This is a genomic window from Chitinophaga dinghuensis, from assembly GCF_003259435.1.
GTDB lineage: Bacteria > Bacteroidota > Bacteroidia > Chitinophagales > Chitinophagaceae > Chitinophaga > Chitinophaga dinghuensis.
The window spans coordinates 439023-457570 of sequence record NZ_QLMA01000006.1; the positions used below are offsets into that span (position 1 = coordinate 439023).

General features: G+C 44.7%; 15 protein-coding genes and 1 riboswitch. Of the genes, 4 read left to right on the top strand and 11 right to left on the bottom strand.

All coding sequences use genetic code 11. From position 1 onward, the window contains the following. Position 1: 1 nt before the first annotated feature. Entirely contained in the window at positions 2-1594 is a 1593-nt protein-coding gene (locus tag CLV59_RS19465; RefSeq protein WP_111593743.1) for an MFS transporter, read from the top strand. On the opposite strand, the gene CLV59_RS19470 is transcribed toward CLV59_RS19465, so the two are convergent. From CLV59_RS19470 to glk, 7 genes are all read right to left on the bottom strand, one after another. Next, entirely contained in the window at positions 1584-2207 is a 624-nt protein-coding gene (locus CLV59_RS19470; RefSeq protein ID WP_111593744.1) for an SMI1/KNR4 family protein, read from the bottom strand. The two genes, CLV59_RS19465 and CLV59_RS19470, sit on opposite strands and share 11 nt — an antisense overlap. A gap of 27 nt (positions 2208-2234) precedes the next feature. After that, positions 2235-2867, bottom strand: a complete 633-nt coding sequence (locus CLV59_RS19475; RefSeq protein WP_111593745.1) for an HNH endonuclease — start codon at positions 2865-2867, stop codon at positions 2235-2237. Further along, positions 2860-4164, bottom strand: coding sequence for an AAA family ATPase (locus CLV59_RS19480; protein WP_111593746.1), 1305 nt, complete (start codon positions 4162-4164; stop codon positions 2860-2862). The genes CLV59_RS19475 and CLV59_RS19480 overlap by 8 nt, the downstream gene beginning before the upstream one ends. 38 nt (positions 4165-4202) lie before the next feature. Beyond that, a complete protein-coding gene (locus CLV59_RS19485; RefSeq protein WP_111593747.1) occupies positions 4203-4550 on the bottom strand; it encodes a hypothetical protein in 348 nt (115 codons plus the stop codon). 474 nt (positions 4551-5024) lie between these two features. Continuing rightward, positions 5025-5693 carry a RipA family octameric membrane protein gene (locus tag CLV59_RS19490; RefSeq protein WP_111593748.1) on the bottom strand — a complete coding sequence of 223 codons (669 nt, stop codon included), beginning with the start codon at positions 5691-5693 and terminating at the stop codon, positions 5025-5027. Between the two features lie 35 nt (positions 5694-5728). Beyond that, positions 5729-7042 carry a voltage-gated chloride channel family protein gene (locus tag CLV59_RS19495; protein ID WP_111593749.1) on the bottom strand — a complete coding sequence of 438 codons (1314 nt, stop codon included), beginning with the start codon at positions 7040-7042 and terminating at the stop codon, positions 5729-5731. A 45-nt stretch (positions 7043-7087) separates the two neighbouring features. Next, a riboswitch (Fluoride riboswitch) is annotated at positions 7088-7161 on the bottom strand. 12 nt (positions 7162-7173) lie between these two features. Then, a complete protein-coding gene (gene glk / locus CLV59_RS19500) occupies positions 7174-8226 on the bottom strand; it encodes a glucokinase (protein WP_245950902.1) in 1053 nt (350 codons plus the stop codon). A gap of 168 nt (positions 8227-8394) precedes the next feature. Here glk and CLV59_RS19505 point away from each other — a divergent pair, with 168 nt between their 5' ends. Further along, complete coding sequence (locus CLV59_RS19505; protein ID WP_111593750.1) at positions 8395-10176, top strand: glycoside hydrolase family 15 protein; 1782 nt, start codon at positions 8395-8397, stop codon at positions 10174-10176. An 87-nt stretch (positions 10177-10263) separates the two neighbouring features. On the opposite strand, the gene CLV59_RS19510 is transcribed toward CLV59_RS19505, so the two are convergent. From CLV59_RS19510 to CLV59_RS19525, 4 genes are all read right to left on the bottom strand, one after another. After that, positions 10264-12438: a bifunctional alpha,alpha-trehalose-phosphate synthase (UDP-forming)/trehalose-phosphatase gene (locus tag CLV59_RS19510; protein ID WP_111593751.1), complete on the bottom strand. Its 2175-nt coding sequence runs from the start codon at positions 12436-12438 to the stop codon at positions 10264-10266. Between the two features lie 276 nt (positions 12439-12714). Beyond that, positions 12715-13620, bottom strand: a complete 906-nt coding sequence (locus tag CLV59_RS19515) for an EamA family transporter (RefSeq protein ID WP_211323981.1) — start codon at positions 13618-13620, stop codon at positions 12715-12717. Further along, the gene (locus CLV59_RS19520; RefSeq protein WP_170137825.1) at positions 13621-14238 is read right to left on the bottom strand and encodes a CGNR zinc finger domain-containing protein; all 618 of its coding nucleotides are present in this window, start codon (positions 14236-14238) and stop codon (positions 13621-13623) included. Positions 14239-14559: 321 nt separating this feature from the next. Beyond that, positions 14560-16203, bottom strand: a complete 1644-nt coding sequence (locus CLV59_RS19525) for a hypothetical protein (protein ID WP_111593753.1) — start codon at positions 16201-16203, stop codon at positions 14560-14562. 102 nt (positions 16204-16305) lie between these two features. Between CLV59_RS19525 and CLV59_RS19530 the strand changes: the two genes are divergently transcribed. Together CLV59_RS19530 and CLV59_RS19535 are read left to right on the top strand one after the other, a co-directional pair. Further along, positions 16306-17193 carry a decaprenyl-phosphate phosphoribosyltransferase gene (locus CLV59_RS19530; protein WP_111593754.1) on the top strand — a complete coding sequence of 296 codons (888 nt, stop codon included), beginning with the start codon at positions 16306-16308 and terminating at the stop codon, positions 17191-17193. Further along, a complete protein-coding gene (locus CLV59_RS19535; RefSeq protein WP_111593755.1) occupies positions 17193-18524 on the top strand; it encodes an FAD-binding oxidoreductase in 1332 nt (443 codons plus the stop codon). Before CLV59_RS19530 ends, CLV59_RS19535 begins: the two co-directional genes overlap by 1 nt. Positions 18525-18548 lie beyond the last annotated feature (24 nt).

Below are 18548 nucleotides of genomic sequence, written 5' to 3' on the forward strand. Positions count from 1 at the left end.
TATGTCTACAGATGCAAATTTCAGATCCTGGGCGCCGGAATGGTTGATCCGACTCACTATCATCCTGGTGATGTTGCCAACTGTTATGCTGTTTGCCTTAGCTACAGCTAACGTGAACGCAGCTACGGGGTTTTATGGGGTGGAGCCGCAGGACATCCAGTTCTCCATGCTCGTGTATTATTCAGCCCTGGCGGCTTTTACGCCATTGGAAAGACGTTTTTTCAGTCGAATCTCCACTAAGGAGTATTTCCTGATATGTATAGTGTTACAGGTAATTGTGACCTATTGCATTTATAATACCCGCGAACTCTCTATCTTATTTATATGCCGATTTCTACAGGGGATACTGAACTGTGGCGTTACCAGTATCTGTCTGACCCTGTTGTTTTCCCGGCTTAAGTCTGAGCATTCCCGAGAAATCGGTTATGCTTTTTTTTATGCACTGATACTTTGTGCTTCTTCTTTTACCTCATTAGTTACCGCCCCGATCATTGATGATTATGAATACAATGTGCTGTACAAGGTAATGATCTACGTATTTGTACCAGGCGCGGTATTACTATTGTTACTGATGAACCGGATCCATCTGGTCAGGAGAGTACCTCTTTACCAGTTGGATTGGGGCAGCTTTGTCCTCTATGCGCCATTCCTGGTATGTCTGGGTTATGTGCTCATCTATGGACAGCAATATTACTGGCTTCAGGACCCTGCCATCGTATGGAGTATCATAGCGGTGGTAGGCCTGGGCTTTGTATTTGTAGTGAGACAACTGACTCGCAAACGGCCCATGATACACATGCAAGTGTTCCGATATAAGGGTTTTGTTTTTGGACTAGTCTTAATAGGACTGTTGTACCTTATCCGTGGGGCATTTAATGTGACCACCACCTATTTCTCTACTGTGTTGGGTATGGATCCGCAACATATTTATGAACTCTTCATTTACAATATCCTGGGGATAGCCATTGGAACTGTAATTGCGGCGCGACTGGTCATCCGGCAGCGACCAACACAGTTTATCTGGCTCGTGGGATTCTTTCTGTTATTTGTATTTCATGCCTGGATGTATTTCCATTTTGCATCAGAAGCAGATCAGCAGACGTTTATTTTCCCATTACTGATACAAGGAGCAGGAGCGGGGTTGCTTATGACGCCCATTATTCTCTTTACCATTTCATCGGTGCCTTTTGAGCTGAGCCAGTCGGCCGCTGCGATTGGCGTATTCGTTCGTTTTGCGTTCTTCAGTGCCAGCACAGCCACGATTAATTACTTCAGTCTGTTCTATGCGAAGATTCATGCTACCCGGATGAGTGATCATATCACTGCCGTAGATGATGAGTTACCGGTGAGACTACATACCTACCAGTCGGCATTGCAGGCTAGGGGCTTACCGCCGGATCTGGCTGCGAGGGCCTCCACCGGCTTGTTGAGTCGCGCAGTACAGAAACAGTCATTCCTCCAGTATGCGATGGATTATTATGCGTTGGTAGCTATTTTGATCGGGGTAATCATGTTGGTGATTATCATGGCGCCTTTCATCAATCGTACAATCATTAACGTTAGAGCGAAGCAACCTGCAGCGGCTACTTTCTAGGCCACCATTGCTGGAAACTCAGGTAGCCTTTGTTTGCAGCTGTTAGTGTATTCATCGCCGTTATTAGCTGTTGTTTTTGTAACAGATATTCTTTTAATGAAATAGTTTTTAAAGCCCTGGATTGTTCCAGGGTTTTTTGTTGTAGCTGCATCTCCTGTAATGCAGCGTACCAGGCGGCGTCAGGAGTAAGGGAGTATTCCTGCAAGGCCATACTTCTTCTTACGGTATAAGGACTTGGCGCTGAGATGTCTTCCTCATGACTACTAAAGTTTTTCTGCTGCCACTCCTCCAATGACCATGCCATCACGGCGGCATCATCAGGCGTCAAAGCACCTAGTTCCACCAGGTAGATATTGGAAGTACTGTTGTTTATAAGAAGTCCAAAATCGCCGCTGTCGGACCCAATTAGCAGATAGCCCGGCATATATTGTTGGATCTCGTAGGCGATATTCAATTCGGTTAACTCTTCCAGGCCGTAAAGCACTGTGGTATTGTTATAATAGCGACTGGTACGCAGATCCTGACTTTGGAGGAAATCGGCGTACCAAAGAGGAATGGGAGTGGAGAGTGAGCTGGCGGTCTCTCTAATAAGTATCTCAAAATCTTCATTCATTGCAATGGTACTAAAGCAGGTGGATGACTAAGTGAATATTAATAGCTTCTTCATTTTCTTCATTATCAATTTCCGCTTCCGCTCATCTTTTTCGTTTAGGAAAGCAGTGCTGAGAATTGTCATCTCTGCAAAATCCGTTTCATCATCAACATAACGCAGCTTATGCAGTTTTCGGTTCAGTTTGCAGATCTGAATTGTATGAGCACCTTTATCTGTAATATCCAGATAATAGCCATTCACTTCGTAAATATGATCATCGAAACAGTCAAAATGGGGATGGACAATTTTAAAAGCATTGCCGGTCTTGGGATATCTGGCTAAGTTGTCTTTAACCGTGACTGGCTTATCTTTTTTTATGCCATTACAGTCTGCGCAAGCAACACAAAGATTCCGGCTTTCCGTAATGAAGTTTGGATGTGAGGATTTGGGTACCACATGTTCTACCTGGCAATTAGCTGCAGCACTTAAAGACAGGTCGTTCATACAGTAGGCACATTTTCCCTTCTGTTGCTGACGGTAAAACTCTCTTATGTCCGATCTAATGTCTGCAATATCCTCATCTGACCATTGTAAATGATTGGTGTTGTCTTTAGGGAACTTGGCTTTTAAGCGATCCTCAAAGTCTTTTGAATAGATATACGCGTTCTTAATATCAGGCATATCTTTTATGTAGGCTTAAAATGACAGTAATAAGTTCTTTCACTGGGTCAGCGTCTTCCAGTAATTTATGGGATGATTTCAATACTTGGTAGTTGGCAAGATCTTCTTCATCAAACTGTTTATGCTTTCCAACCTTCACAAATAAATTAAAGGCCAAACGACTGAGGTATTCATTTTTAAATCCTGGTGATTTGAAAACCTGTGCTAACTGAAAGTCCACAGAGTTGTTGATTAATTCGGCGGCATCAGTAATACTGGCCGTATCCATGGAAACGACATAGCAGTTTTCGCTTTCCAGTTTGGCGATTATCTGAGGGGAGTGGGTGGCAATGATAAAATGACAGCCAGTGAATTTCTTAAAAGTACTTAAGAGCATTTGAATGTACTTTTGCTGCCATTCAGGGTGTAGGCACACTTCCGGTTCGTCAATAAAGATCACTGAGTTATTGGTGATATGACTAGCTATACCCAGGACACTTAATATTACGCTTTGTTCTCCAGAAGAAGAATCTTTGATAGAGAACAAAGTGTTTTGACCATTCTTTACCAACGCTACATCCTTTAACGTCAGAATACCAACCTTCATTAAGGTAATAATCTGTTCACTATTAAAAACAGTTTTGCGATTATAAGCATTGATCCCCATTTCATTTATGTCTAGAAAAATATTCATTGATTGGGTCCGTGCTTTTTCTTTGCCATAAATAGTGCGTAATGCCTCAACTATTAAATCACTTCTCTGACGGTCATTGAATAACATAGGAGGATAAACACCTTCTTCTATAATGGATTCGATTAATGCCCGAGAAATGTTACATTGTAGTTTTACAACTATTTCGTTTTTGAAGTCTAGATAGGACAATACTTCCGATAAATTACTCCACTGTGCGTTATCTCGTTGGATACTGTCTATTAGATCCGAAATAATTTTGGCCATATAGGAGAGTCCTAGATTTTGACCATTCCCATCCCTTAAGCCTAAATAACGGTATTTGCCACGAGTTAGATTCTTATATCTGGATACAATTGGGAATTTATCAAAAGGGCTGGATGAAACAGCAATTACATTATCTAGATTTTCAGCAACCAAAAACGGCAAAGTAATATTATCAATAAGAATGGCTTTATCCTCCTCACTATATTCAGGCGCGAGTCTATTAACCAATGCACTAAGCAAAGTACTTTTTCCAGTACCATTCTTACCGACCAATACGGTAAATGCATTATGCGGCTCCTGGTAACTGGCAGTATTTATAAATCTGTATTCTTTATTACGAAAGACAAGACTCCGTATCATAGGATAGTATAATTCTTCAGGCTAAAGGGAAATCGTTATTAGGCATGTTGTTCGTAAACAACGCGGATCTGTCCAACAATATGGGCATTAAACGCCGGCAATTCCTCCGCCGGAATCCAGTATTCATTATGCAAGTCAGCGCCAACGTTTTCCTGGCGGTACTGCGAGAGAAAATTCTTATCTACATCAAACTCCGTCACATAGCCGTTGCCGTAAGCCGGAATATTCCATTCAACAGTAATCTGTTTCGCGTATTCAAAATTGGATACAGGATAGAAGATAGGCTGGTCAGGCAATCGCGGTGGAAATGCTTTCCATTCGGATTGTTTAATGAGCTCCAGTTCTTTCGCATTCACAGGTCTGTATAAAGTAACTATTTCTTTCATGGTGAGCAATATAATTGATTTTCAACAATTACCTCAAGAGAACGAGTATTGGAATCAGGCAGCAACGTCCCGCTGCGGCCATGAAAAATGTCAAAAAATTGACCTTGCCTATAATCGGGCAGAAGGGTCTTTAAAAGGATCCCCAAGCAATTTTCTATTTAACATAACATAAATTATCAGACAAATCTGGAACACATTATGTGAGCTCAACGCGACGCTGTTTTTTTAAAAAAATTTTTGGCGCTTCGCGCCTGGCGGCGAAAAAAATTTTCTTTTACTGACTTATTTAGTTGAAAATGAAGGCGCTGAGAATGCGATAAAAATATTTTATGTGGCCTACACCCCGGATATTTAATTTTCAGCGGCAGTTTTTTGGGGGATATTTGGGGTTATTTGAAGTACATGTAGCGCCAGAGAACTCCATAAAATTCTCTGGCGACTTGCTCCCCCATTTAATGGGTCAAATTATTCAGATTATTCCAGGAAGTTGCTTCTAAGGAAATTGGTACGGGTGAAGCACATTATTATTATAATCGTTACAAATACGATTGTTACCATTCCTAGGACAATATAAAAATCCCCTTGGGCATTACAGTCCTGGAGATTTGCCAAGCCAAAAAAAAGATGTATCGCTCCCAGAATCATCCATAAAAAAAGACTGACCACACCAATACCAATATTGATTTTAGAAGGTGAATATGCTCCTCCGCTTGTCTTGAATATGCTGTTGTTTTTCTGATCAGCAGGAAATTCCATATTGCCCATAATATTCTTTTTTGGCAACCCCAGAATTTTAAAATGGCTATGCTCAAATTTGGTTATCGCCGTCTCGTAAACTTCATACCAAGCCTTTGATGCCTTGCCCATAAGAATCCAGATAACTGAAAAAATTGCACCTACAGCAGTTAAGCCCAAACAAACGAGATGGAATACTAGTTTCTGCTCCGACATTTTTAATATCTCTAACGCAAGGTATCCGTAGGCAGTAAAGCACAAAATTAGAAAAACGGAAAGGAATACAGACCGCTGCCAAAGATTAGAAATCTCGAGGTCCCGGCATTTATATAATCTCTCCAGCGTATATTTCAAATCCTCTTTCGACATGGATTCTTCAGCTGTAGTTTCTTGGTTGGATTCAGTCATATGTTGGGATTCTTACAAAGCTGCAAATATATCTTTTATCCCTGGCTTGTATGATTCTTTCCAAAATATTTGGCTACGCCTGGCCGCTGTGCACTGTAAATTCCCGCGTGACCACTGAAATAATAGGCCGTAAAACATGCTACAGCGAAATAAATAACGTGTGAGGTTCCAAATAATTCAACGCCCATAATCGTACAGGCCAACGGCGTATTAGTGGCGCCTGCGAATACCGCAATGAATCCAAGTCCTGCCATCAGATCTACTGGGGCGCCCAGCCAGCCAGCTATCGCATGGCCCAGCGTTGCGCCCATGAAGAACAACGGCGTAACCTCGCCGCCTTTAAATCCCATTCCCAAAGTAATAGCGGTGAAAACTAACTTCAGCAACCAGCTCCAGTCGCTTATCTGGTCGCCTGCCTTGAATGCGTTCACAATACTAACCCCATTCGGATGCTCGCTGGTAACGCCTAAGCCCAGATAATCGGTCGTCTGAAATATATAACAAAGCGATATAATGACAAGACCGCCGATCACCGGAATCAACCAGGGTATTTTAATATAGGCATTGGCGTTATGTTTGATTGCATGCATCAACGTACTGAATAACCAACTGGTAAGTCCAAATGCTACCCCGGCTACTATTACTTTTAACAGCAACCAGAGATCCATATGTAGAAACGGTACTCCAGCCGTTGAAGGAATAGCCTGATATAATATATGATAATGCGTATGCGTCAATCCCCAGGCACTACAAACCACATCCGCCAGCACGGCGGCTATCAGGCAAGGCACCAGCGCATCGTATCGCATGACGCCTACTGCCAGTACTTCCAGCGCGAAGACAGCTCCCGTTACGGGCGTTCCAAATACAGCCCCGAAACCCGCAGCAATTCCTGTCATCAATAATAAGCGTGTATCCCTTTGCGTGAGTCCCAACGTACGCCCGATCCAACCGGCCATACTTCCGCCAATTTGTACTGCAGTACCTTCCCGGCCGGCAGATCCGCCAAATAAATGGGTGACAATGGTAGTGATCAGTACCAGCGGCGCCATCCTGGCTGGCACACCTCCTCCCGGCTGATGAATCTCATCCATGATCAGATTATTACCTTTCTCAGCATTCTTTCCTGCCAGCTTATACATATAATATATAAGTACGCCCGCTACCGGTAATAGAAATAATAACCAAGGATGCTCCCAGCGTATATGCGTCACCGTATCCAACAGCCACAGAAATAAAGCCACCAGCGATCCGGTAACAATCGCAACAGGAGTAACTAATAAAGTCCAGCGAAGTAGCTGATACGCAATCGTAAATTGTTCTTTGGGAAGATATTTGTTCTGTTTCATATTCCTACAAATAAACTTAATCAGGGGAGACTACTACCCTGTCTAACATCTGTAGGCGCCATCAGCTTCGGCGATGCGAAACGGTTTGAATGTAGGAAGACACCATTTCCTATGGCTACAAAAGTATAATTTTATTTTAAAACTTGTGCATAATATGCTGCTCCCCAGAGTGCTGTCTTATCATTATCCACTATATGCAATGGCACACTACTCAGTAATTCCGCCATGCGATCGCCCTGGATATAATGATTATAAAAATCACCAGTTTCCAGTAACGGGGCAATCTTTGGTGGAATACCTCCTCCAAGGAAGAGCCCGCCAGTAGATTTATATTTCATAGCAAGATCTGCTGACACCCGCCCCAGATATCGCACAAATAACTCCATTGTTTTTTTTGTAATCCCTGTCTCCCCTGCCAATGCCGATTTACTAATAACAGCCGATTCATCTCCCTGTTGTAATGCCGCTCTCAAGGCTCCGCTTTCTTCATAACCTTCCACATCACGCAGGAAAGCATAAATATCCCGGATGCCCGGCCCCGACACTACCCTTTCCCAACTCACAATTTCATATTTCTCCTGCAGGTATTTTAATAACCGGATGTCAGCATCATTCCTGGCCGCAAAATCAGCATGCCCACCCTCCGATGCAAACGGATGATGCAACTGACCGTCCCAGAATAATCCAGCCATCCCCAAACCCGTACCTGGCGCAATGATCGCCATATTGCCGGCATGCGAAGCTGACCCTCTGTGCAAAGTGGTTAATTGATTAGGAGATAAAGTGGCCAGTCCGTAAGCCGTCGCCTCCAAATCATTGATCAATGCGGCATGTGTTACGCCAGTGGCCTGACGAATTTCGTCTGTGGTTAATTCTCTCGACAAATTAGTCAGCTCCACTCTCCCATTAAAAACCGGACCCGCTACGCCAATGCATATACGCTGTACAGGAGTATCGCTGCTATGCTGTAAAAAGTCGGTGAACATATCCGTGATATTGGCATAGTCTCTCGAAACATAAGTCTGCTCCCTGACTACATCCAGTTCTCCATCCAATGCACTGAAAAGTGCCAGATTGGTTTTGGTCCCTCCCAAATCCCCTGCCAGCAGATATATACGCTGATGAGTATGCTCTGCTTCCTGGAAACAGGGAAGATATTGCAGCTTTTTCATTGTCTGAGTCATCGTAAAGGCTTTGTGATGCTTAAAAATAGGGATTATTATGAAAAGTTTATACGCATGATTCTGGATTACTTAAACGAGGATAACCAATTGTGGAACAGCATTTGCCACCAGAACATTTTGACAACAGAAATGTATTTGATAAAGCTCCCGTTAAAATAATACTGTATTATGGAAAGACATACTTATCAGACTGGAATTATCGGTAACTGTTCCTTTATTGCGCATATCAACATGAACACGAATGTAGACTGGCTTTGCTGGCCCCGTATGGACAGCACCTTTCTCTTCGGGGGTATGCTGGACAAACATAAGGGTGGTGAATTTTCTATTCTCCCTGAAGGAAAATATGAAACGAACCAGTATTATATGGAGAATACCAATATCCTCTGTACAGAAATCACCACGGAGGAAGGCGGCTATCGCATCACGGATTTTGCGCCTCGCTTTCTTCAATATGAGCGACAATTCAAGCCGCTCATGATGATCCGTAAAGTGGAACCGCTGCAAGGATCTCCGCGCATCCGTGTGAAATGTAAACCAGTATGCGATTATGGCGCCAGGCAACTAGGCCCTCTTCGTGGTAGTAGTCACGTAGAATTCATTGGATGTGAAGACCGTATCCGCCTGACTACAGACATTGCCATTAATTATATCATTGATGAAGATCTGTTCGTGCTGAATGATACCAGATACCTCATTCTCACCTATGGCCATCCGCTGGAAGCCGCCCTCGTCAGTACAGCCGAAAGATTCCTCCGCGAAACAACGCTCTACTGGCGCAGCTGGATCAAACAATCTTCCATCGCCAATTATTACCAACCTTTTGTTATCCGTTCTGCCCTCACCCTGAAAATCCATCAGTATGAGGATACAGGCGCTATAATTGCCGCCAGCACCACAAGCTTACCTGAATTTCCCACCAGTGGCCGAAATTGGGACTACCGTTACTGCTGGATGCGTGATTCCTATTATACGCTGACGGCTCTGAACCACATCGCCCACTTTGAGGAAATGGAACGTTTCTTCGGCTACATTACTGATATCTCCTTCTCTGGCGATTTCCGCTACCAGCCGCTATATGGTATTACCGGGAAAAAAGATCTAGTAGAAGCAGTACTCCCCCATCTGGATGGTTATATGGGCAATCAGCCCGTACGTATTGGGAACCAGGCATATGAACATATCCAGAATGATATCTACGGCCAGGTGCTGATCTCTATACTGCCCTTGTATACAGATCACCGCTTTATCTTCTCTGAAAGAAAAGACAGCGCCCGGTGGCTGACCCTCCTGCTGGAGAAAATAGAACGGACCATCGATGAGAAAGATGCAGGTATATGGGAATTCCGGAATATGGCTAACATTCACTGCTATACGAATCTCTTCCAGTGGGCAGGTTGTAGTGCAGCCGAGAAGATGGCCAGAACTATTAAAAATGAAGAATTGATCCAACGGGCCGTAGCGCTGAAAGCCAGGGCGGCTGAACATATTGAGAGTTGCTACGATCCCAAAAGGAAAGTATATACCAATGCCGCCGGCAGCGACTATCTCGACGCCAGTACATTGCAACTTATCATGATGAACTATCTTGACCCAACGTCCCAGCGGGCAAAAGATCACCTGGAGGCTCTGGAGAAAGAATTGAAAACAGAGGACGGTCTCTTCTACCGTTACCTGCATTCTGATGATTTCGGAAAGCCTAAAACCACTTTCCTCGTATGTGCCTTCTGGTATGTGGAAGCCCTGGCCTGTGTAGGGCGAGTGGAAGAAGCGCAACAGGAATTTGAGAAGCTCCTCCAATTCAGTAACCATCTGCTGCTGTTTAGTGAAGACGTGGAATCCGGCAACGGCAGCCAGTGGGGAAATTTCCCGCAGGCCTATAGTCATGTGGGACTCATGAATGCCGCTTACAGAATTGCGATGAAACTAGATACGCCCATATTCTTATAATAAGAGTCGCACTAAGTCAGAAAGGCGCAAAGGAGAATCAGATGCTCCTTTGCGCCTTTGTATTATCTTTCCGTTGGTACGAAGGTTTTACTTCTTTAATGTCCGGAGGAAATGTCTTACTTCATGATGACTACGCAAGTAGTATCTGGCAGCGGAAACCTGACTGCCGACTTTAATGGTATAGGCTTCCGGCGGCAATGCTTTGAATATGTCTTCGTCCGTCACATCATCTCCCATCGCCATTATAAAATCGTAGGTGCCTTCCCGTAGCCAGGATTCAGCGGCTTTCCCTTTATTGATTTCTACATTCTTTACTTCAATCACCATATCTCCTGGCAAAATCTGGAGTCCCCTTTCATTGGTATAGTATTTCAGGGTAGCCATCAACTCATTGGCACGCAGCTCTCCCAGTCCCGGTTCTACTTTTCGGTAATGCCAAACCAGCGAATAGCTCTTCTCTTCAATAAAGGAACCAGGCGTACGGTCTGTGGCTGTTTCCAGGATAGGCATAATATCTTGTTTCCATTTATCGCTGAGGCCCGGTAGCTGATACCAGTCGCCATCCTTTGTCTTCTGCCAGGAGCCATGTTCGGCAACCAGATCCAGTGGCATATGGCCAAACCATTTTCCCAGTGTCTCATGGTTGCGACCACTGATCATGACAACTCTATTTCCCGGTACTGCTGCCAGTTCCCGGAGTAACTGGTAGAGATCCGGATCTGGAGCTGCCTGGTCAATGTTTGTCTGAAAGCCGACCAGTGTCCCATCGTAGTCAAGGAACACGATGCGGCTTTTAGCCTTCCGATATTCCTGACGTAGGTACATCGCCGTTTCTGGCGACACGAGTCGCGCCAGCATTTTCTGTTGCATGGCATTTACTTCTTTCAGTCGCGTCATAAACAATTCTACCCAGTGGTTAATATTGAACTTGGCCACCAGTTGACGCATGAGCTTCATCCGGCGTTGTTGTTCTTCCAGCGGCATCTTGATTGCTTCCACAATGGCTTCTCTCATAGCGCCAACGTTATTGGGGTTTACAATGATGGCGTCTACCAGTTCTTTAGATGCACCGGCCATCTCGCTGAGAATCAATACGCCGTCATTATTGATACGACTGGCTACATATTCTTTACTTACCAGGTTCATACCGTCACGCATAGGCGTCACCAGGCATATATCGGCAAAGTTGTAGAGGGCAGACAGCATCTCCACTGGAAAGGAACGGTAGAAATATTGGACCGGATGCCAGTTCAGGGTTCTGAAACGGGCGTTGATATGTCCTACTTTCTGATCTATATCCTCTCTGAGCTGTTTATATTGAGGAACGGTGTCTCTGGAAGGAACTACAATCATATACAGCACTACTTGCGCTACATATTGCGGGTACAGCTCCAGTAACTGTTCAAAAGCTTCCAGTCGTTGTAGTATTCCCTTGGTGTAATCCAGTCGGTCGATGGAGAGAATCATTTTCTCCGTTTTAAAGGCTTCCTGTAGCTGCGCCATATTCGATTTCACTTCAGGGTCCATTCCCAGGGTAGCATATTTCTTCTCATCAATCCCCATAGGGAATGTTTCTACTACAATAGCACGATCATTAAAGGAAACAACATTGGCGGAGGTCTGTGCCGGCAGTAATCTGGCCACTGCATCCAGGAAATGGCGGGTATCATCAAAAGTATGGAAGCCCATCAGGTCAGCCCCGAGCATTCCTTCCAGTATCTCAGCGCGCCAGGGTATCAATCGGAATAACTCAAAGGATGGGAAGGGAATATGCTGGAAGAAACCAATGGAGATTTCCGGCATTTCCGCCCTGAGCATTCCCGGCAACAATAAGAGTTGATAATCATGTATCCAGATGGTATCTCCTGGTTCTGCTACGGAGAGTACCTTATCACGAAATTTTTGGTTCACCTGGTAATAGGCGTCCCAGTTACTTTCTACATAGCGGGCATAAACGGACATATAGTGGAAAACAGGCCACAGTGTTTCGTTGCAAAATCCCTCATAATAACTGTTGATTTCATCTTCAGTGAGGAAAACAGGGAGCAGATTCATCTGTCGAAGCTGCGTAGTGATCTTGTCCTGTTGCTTTTTCTCGTCAATAAATTGTCCGGGCCATCCAATCCAGATGTTATTACCTTCCCGATAAATAGACCCCAAACCGGTAGCCAGTCCTCCTTCGCTTGTCTGCAGGACATATGCTCCGTCCTGTTCCTGAATCTTAACCGGCAACCTGTTCGATACAATAATCGTTTTTCTCATAGTCTTATTATATATCTATTTTCAAAATACGTTCTGATGGGAGACAGCACACACAAATCAATAAATGTACCCGTAGAGCGGAACCGGTAAATAATAGCTAATCATGCGCGTACAGTAGCGATGGTTCTTCAGGTGGGTTATCCGGAGATGGACAGGGCTTTCCCAGAAATAAATGCAATCAAAAGCAATGGTTCACAATATACAGAAAATGAAGGGGGTATGCAAACGAAGGGGTTAAAAAAGCCGGGGAAAGCTGATCCCCCGGCCTGTTTAAATTTACTTTTTTCCTAAAGTCATTAAGACTACGCCGCCGATGACGATGGTGGCAGCTACGATGACCATGGCGGTAATACTTTCGTTGCCAATGGCCCAACCGAGGAAAAGTGCTACGATTGGATTGATATAGGCATAGGTAGCAGTCAGTTTGGGAGGTGCATTGCGCGTTAGCCAGCTATAGGAGGTGTATCCTACCAGTGATCCGATAAATACCAGGTAGAAATAAGCCATCCAGCCGCTATGTGGCATTTCCAGGAAACTGGTGGTAGCATTATGCTCCGTAATGAAGCTAACCAGCAAGGCGAAGATCCCTCCAGCCAGCATCTGAATGGCGGTGGAGGTAATCTGCGGTGGCATAGGTAAGCGGGGTACCATCAGTGAGCCAGTGGCCCAGCAGATATTCCCCAGGATCACAATCAGCACCGGCCATAACGGAAAGGACTGTACGTTTTCCTGCCGGAAAGGATTAAATAACAGGAACAGCCCTACGAAACCGACACCTATTCCCATCATGGTGGTAGCCGAAGGTCGGTTCTTACTGAAGAAAGCCCAGTCCAGTCCCATAAACCAGGCTGGCATGGCCGCCACCAGCAGGGCCACTAATCCTGAAGGCATATAGTGGACCGCCAGGGCTACGGTGGTATTGCCGGTACCTATCAGTAATATCCCTACGAAGGAGGCCGACAGTGCCTGGCGAAGCGTAGGCATTGTTTGCTCTCTGTAGATGCCAATGGCCAGCAGTACAATTCCTGCAAGGAAAAAGCGCATGGCAGAGAGGTAGAAAGCCGGTACTGTCGCGGTGGCGATCTTCATACCTAAATAGGTAGAGCCCCAGATGATATAAACCGCAAACAGGTATAGCCATGTTTGAGTACTGATACCTTTACCAGATGACTGCATATTCATTTACTTACGTTTTTTATTTCGTTGCTGAAAGCGGGTTACTTTATCTATATCTCCACAGGTAGCCATACTACACCAGCGTCTGGAGCTGTTCTTACTCTTATCCAGAAATATCCAGCCGCAGCCGGGGCATTGTTTCACCTGTTTCAATGGCCCATTGGTTAATAGTTGCAAAGCATGTTGGGCAATATGCCAGTTGACCTGTTCCAATGCCGGGGCATTGAATTGCAATTGTAGCCGGCCCTGTTCTTTCTGCCAACTGAGTTCCATGTTCGTATAGGCTTCGGCGATATAAGTGGAAAGGGTGATAAGGTCATGGGGGGCAGGCGCCTTTCCAGTGGTTACCTGTAAGCATATCTGGTACAGCAGCTCCCGGAGTTGGATACTTTTAGTAAACACCTGTGCCGCTTTCTGAGGGTAGGATTTGGCCAGGCGATCCAGTGTCTGAATGGTCTTGGGAGTCATGCCCTGGATGTGATGATACCAGGCGGTGATGTCCCGGAAGGACTGGAGGTAATCTCCCTCTTCTGGTTTAAACCGATGAGGGACCGTATTGATAAAATCCAGGCAGAGGTCGCCACCTGTTAATCGGAGATCGCTGATGGAAGACTGACTATCCATTTGCATAATGATTTGTTGGGAAAAGGAAGATACGAAGAAGTTTTAACCAGTGAAAGTATTTTTGATGGTTAGTAATTTCCAGTGGCTGCGGGGAGAAAAAAGCTAATTAAAGTGTTGGTTAATCATAGCAATAGCAACTAATTAATAATCAATTACTAGATTGATTTAAAAATTTAATAATTATTAGCGTACCAGCGGCTGAAGTGATAGCATTTTAAGCGGAGGAAGATGTAAGGATAGCTTCAAAAAAGAAATGCAGACAGCAAGGAGATGCTGTCTGCAAGTTATATATATTTTAATTACTAACGTTATAAAATTTACCTATTTGTTTATGTAGATTTCTATGACGGCATTTGTCGGGCGGCGAGGCGCCAAAAAGGTATCTACCAGCTGATAGTTTTCTTTGAGAACGTCTCTAAGCGCGAACGGATAGAAGTTATTCAGGGAGGGTGCATATTCGTACATGACCAGGTCGTAGTGATGCGCTTTGACCTTCTTTTCGAACTCATTGAGTTGTCGGTTGAACATCCCCACGCCGAGATGGTACCATAAAGGGTAATCCGGGCCTGTTTCCAGGCGGTAAGGCATCGCTGCGGCCAGAGGAGTCAACTCTGTCATATTGAGGACCTGTAGGCCTTCTTTTTTCGATTGTACCACAGGCAGTTGCATCACCCGGTTAATACCGTTTACGGTAGAAGCTGGCATATAGATCTTTTTGAAAACGGGAAGTGGCGAGAAGATCCATTTGCCTACGGGTTCATCGGTGAAGGTTGTGTCTGGTTTAACAATCATATAGTTATGTCGGGAGACAACATTCTCTCCGCCCACTACAGCTACCTGATCCGTCGTATGGTGCGGAAAGAGTCGCTCTGTAATACGATCAAAGTATTTCCAATAGGTCCCAGACCACCATAAGAGTACCAGTAGTGACCCGAGCGACACGAATCTCCCGCTATCAGCATTCATATCCAGTTTATGACATAACATACTGGCAATAAATGCGAAAGCAAATGCATGGAAGAAGATATTGTTATCTGGCGGCGTATAGCTGGTAATTTGGAAGATGGCCGCTTCTGTAAGGATACCCAGCGTCAATAATGTGAAAAGGACCTGCTTTCTGTCGGTCAGCCATATACGAAAATTACTAACCCCAGCGGCTACACTGAAAACGACCAGCAGGAAGTAAGCTTTGATCCAAACGGAGAAAGTCATTACCTCTGTGAAAATGTCGTAAGGGTCGAACCGGGAGTTATGCGGAGCCTGCCCATGATTGAACCAGTAACTGAAACCAGATCCCAGTGGCCTGATCATCAATACGGCAATAGCGGTATATAGCAATATAAATACCGGGATATCCAGCCAACGACGTGTAACGATACTATTATACATCACTAGCGCCAGGGCAATCAGCAATGCCATGCCTCCGCCGTCTTGTTTAGTGAAAAAAGACAGGAAGAGGAAAAAGGCAGCTACCGTCATAAACAGCCATCTTGATAACTTCTGCTCCATGAATAATCCCCGCAGTAGAAAACTCAGTCCTGCCAGTTCATATACAATAACGGTATGATTATACCAGGGCCAGAAATTAGAAAAGCTATAAGAGATAACGAAGACCAGCACACTCAGTAAACGGATGCCTGGTCGTACCTCCAGTGTCTTTAATATACTGGCGAAGGAAAGCCCGGCCAGGATATTCAGAAAGACCTGCGCTTTTACCAATGTAATTAGCTGAGGGCCAAAGATTTTGAAGAACAGGGCTGGTACAATCCAGAATCCATAACCCAGCGGCATACCGAAATCCTTATAAGGCATCTGCCCCTCCGAAATACGATAAGCGCCCTCCCAGGATAAGAATATATTCACCCGGTAAGGAAATGTCATGAACAAAGGAATCAAGGCAACGCCAATGATGAGCAAGATTTCGATGAAAGCCCAGCGTTGAGGCTTAAGGGATAATTTCGGCATAAGAATTCTTGGGATTCGCTACTTGTGTAATCTAATGGTAACATTAAGTGGTTCAAAAATAGGTGAATAAATTGTATCTTGTCGCGTCAACTTTGTCCCCCGATGAAATATTTGAAACTACTTCGCCCCAAGCACTGGGCTAAAAATGCCTTCTTGTTTATTCCGCTCTTCTTTGCCGGCCAACTCTTTAACCTGGAGAAAATTGCTGAACTGTTAATCGCATTTATTGGTTTTAGTCTTACTGCCAGTAGCATTTATATCATCAATGATTACCAGGATATTGAAGCAGACCGTAAGCACCCGGTAAAGTGTAAACGTCCATTGGCTTCAGGGGAGATCTCCAAACCTGTTGCCCTGGTGATTTTCTTTCTTTGCATTATCGTGGGATTAGGTCTCTCCTATTATGTGAAGCAAAAATTCGCCTTCGTGGTGGGTATTTACTTCCTCCTGAACCTGGGTTATTCCTTCGGCCTGAAGAATATCTCTATCCTTGATATTATTATCCTGGCCATCGGTTTTGTATTGCGGGTAAAAGCAGGCGGCGTTGCCTCCGATGTGGCAATGTCGGAATGGCTGATGATCATGGTGTTTCTGTTAGCCTTATTTATGGCTATTGCGAAAAGAAGGGATGATGTGCTTATCAAGATTTCCTCCGGGCAGGAGATGCGTAAAGCTGCCAAAGGCTATAACCTGGATTTTATGAATGTAATGTTGTCGCTCGTTTCTGCAGTGATAATAGTGGCCTACCTGATGTATACTATGTCTCCGGAAACACAGGCCCGTTTCCAAACCTACCGGCTTTATTATACCTCCCTTTTTGTTATTGGGGGATTATTACGATATTTGCAAATAACCTACGTGGAGAACAATACTGGTTCTCCCACCAAGATCCTATATAAAGACCGTTTTATTCAATTAACCATTTTCCTCTGGGTCCTGAGTTTTTATGTTTTAATTTATTTACCCACTAACGTAAGATTCTTTGAATAATGCAAAAACGGTTAGCAAACTGGGGTAACTACCCCGCGATAGCCAGTGAGGAAAGCTCTTTTACGCAGGAAGATCAGTTGCGGAACTTCATTTCCAGCAACCATGAACTGATTGCACGCGGAAACGGCCGCTGCTATGGTGATGCCTCCTTAGGCAAACATAGCATCTCCATGCTGAAATATGACAAGGTACTACAGTTCGATACGGAAAAAGGTATCCTGGAAACACAAGCCGGTGTAACACTGGATCAGATCCTGGATATCATTGTTCCCAAAGGCTGGTTTCTCCCTATCACCCCTGGTACAAAATTCATTACCATCGGCGGTGCAGTCGCTTCTGATGTACATGGTAAAAACCACCATGTAGACGGCGCTTTTTCCAATCACATCATTGATATGGATGTGATTACAGGCAACGGGGAAACCGTTACCTGCTCACCTACCCAGCATACGGAACTCTACTGGGCCACCTGCGGCGGGATGGGACTCACCGGCGTTATCACCCGCGTGAAATTCGATCTCAAAAAAATTGAGACCGCCTATATCAAACAAACACAGATCAAAGCAAAGAACCTGGAAGATGTCATCCGCCTGTTCGAGGAGTATAAACATTATACCTACTCCATGGCCTGGATCGACTGCCTCAAGCAAGGCGATGCCTTTGGCAGAAGTATCCTGATCGTAGGAGAACATGCCCAACCAGAGGAACTTAGTGACAAGCAACGGAAAGCCCCACTCACCTTGCCGACTAAACGAAAACTGGCCGTTCCGTTTAATCTGCCTTCCTTCATTCTGAACACGCTGACAGTCAAAATATTCAACTGGCTCTATTATAATAAAAACCTCAAAAGGGAAATCAATAACGTGGTTCCTTATGAGCCGTTTTTCTATCCGCTGGATGCTATTCTCCACTGGAACCGTGGCTATGGTAAAGCAGGTTTCGTACAGTATCAGTTTGTACTGCCCCTGGAACATAAAGATGGCCTCGTAGCTATCCTGAAAAGGATCAGCGACAAAGGCTGGGGTTCTTTCCTGGCAGTATTGAAAGTATTCGGCAACCAGAACAGCCTGATCTCTTTCCCTATGGAAGGCTATACCCTTGCCCTGGATTTCCCGGTGCGGAAAGGGCTCTTTGAATTCCTGGATGAACTGGATGAAATCGTATTGCAGTACGGAGGCCGCCTATACCTCTCCAAAGATGCCCGCATGAAGCAGGAAGTATTCTGGAAGAGTTATCCCAACGCAGAGAAATTCGCTTCCATCGTACAACAGTATAATCCGGATAAACGATTTACATCCCTACAGTCAGAGCGATTGTTACTAACGAAGTAGTTTTTTGCTCGCAAAGCATCATAA

What these genes read in the sequence shown, in the direction of transcription:
- CLV59_RS19465 (WP_111593743.1), top strand. Translation starts at nt 2, where the DNA reads ATGTCTACAGATGCAAATTTCAGATCCTGGGCGCCGGAATGGTTGATC.
- CLV59_RS19470 (WP_111593744.1), bottom strand. Translation starts at nt 2,207, where the DNA reads ATGAATGAAGATTTTGAGATACTTATTAGAGAGACCGCCAGCTCACTC.
- CLV59_RS19475 (WP_111593745.1), bottom strand. Translation starts at nt 2,867, where the DNA reads ATGCCTGATATTAAGAACGCGTATATCTATTCAAAAGACTTTGAGGAT.
- CLV59_RS19480 (WP_111593746.1), bottom strand. Translation starts at nt 4,164, where the DNA reads ATGATACGGAGTCTTGTCTTTCGTAATAAAGAATACAGATTTATAAAT.
- CLV59_RS19485 (WP_111593747.1), bottom strand. Translation starts at nt 4,550, where the DNA reads ATGAAAGAAATAGTTACTTTATACAGACCTGTGAATGCGAAAGAACTG.
- CLV59_RS19490 (WP_111593748.1), bottom strand. Translation starts at nt 5,693, where the DNA reads ATGACTGAATCCAACCAAGAAACTACAGCTGAAGAATCCATGTCGAAA.
- CLV59_RS19495 (WP_111593749.1), bottom strand. Translation starts at nt 7,042, where the DNA reads ATGAAACAGAACAAATATCTTCCCAAAGAACAATTTACGATTGCGTAT.
- glk (WP_245950902.1), bottom strand. Translation starts at nt 8,226, where the DNA reads ATGACTCAGACAATGAAAAAGCTGCAATATCTTCCCTGTTTCCAGGAA.
- CLV59_RS19505 (WP_111593750.1), top strand. Translation starts at nt 8,395, where the DNA reads ATGGAAAGACATACTTATCAGACTGGAATTATCGGTAACTGTTCCTTT.
- CLV59_RS19510 (WP_111593751.1), bottom strand. Translation starts at nt 12,438, where the DNA reads ATGAGAAAAACGATTATTGTATCGAACAGGTTGCCGGTTAAGATTCAG.
- CLV59_RS19515 (WP_211323981.1), bottom strand. Translation starts at nt 13,620, where the DNA reads ATGAATATGCAGTCATCTGGTAAAGGTATCAGTACTCAAACATGGCTA.
- CLV59_RS19520 (WP_170137825.1), bottom strand. Translation starts at nt 14,238, where the DNA reads ATGGATAGTCAGTCTTCCATCAGCGATCTCCGATTAACAGGTGGCGAC.
- CLV59_RS19525 (WP_111593753.1), bottom strand. Translation starts at nt 16,203, where the DNA reads ATGCCGAAATTATCCCTTAAGCCTCAACGCTGGGCTTTCATCGAAATC.
- CLV59_RS19530 (WP_111593754.1), top strand. Translation starts at nt 16,306, where the DNA reads ATGAAATATTTGAAACTACTTCGCCCCAAGCACTGGGCTAAAAATGCC.
- CLV59_RS19535 (WP_111593755.1), top strand. Translation starts at nt 17,193, where the DNA reads ATGCAAAAACGGTTAGCAAACTGGGGTAACTACCCCGCGATAGCCAGT.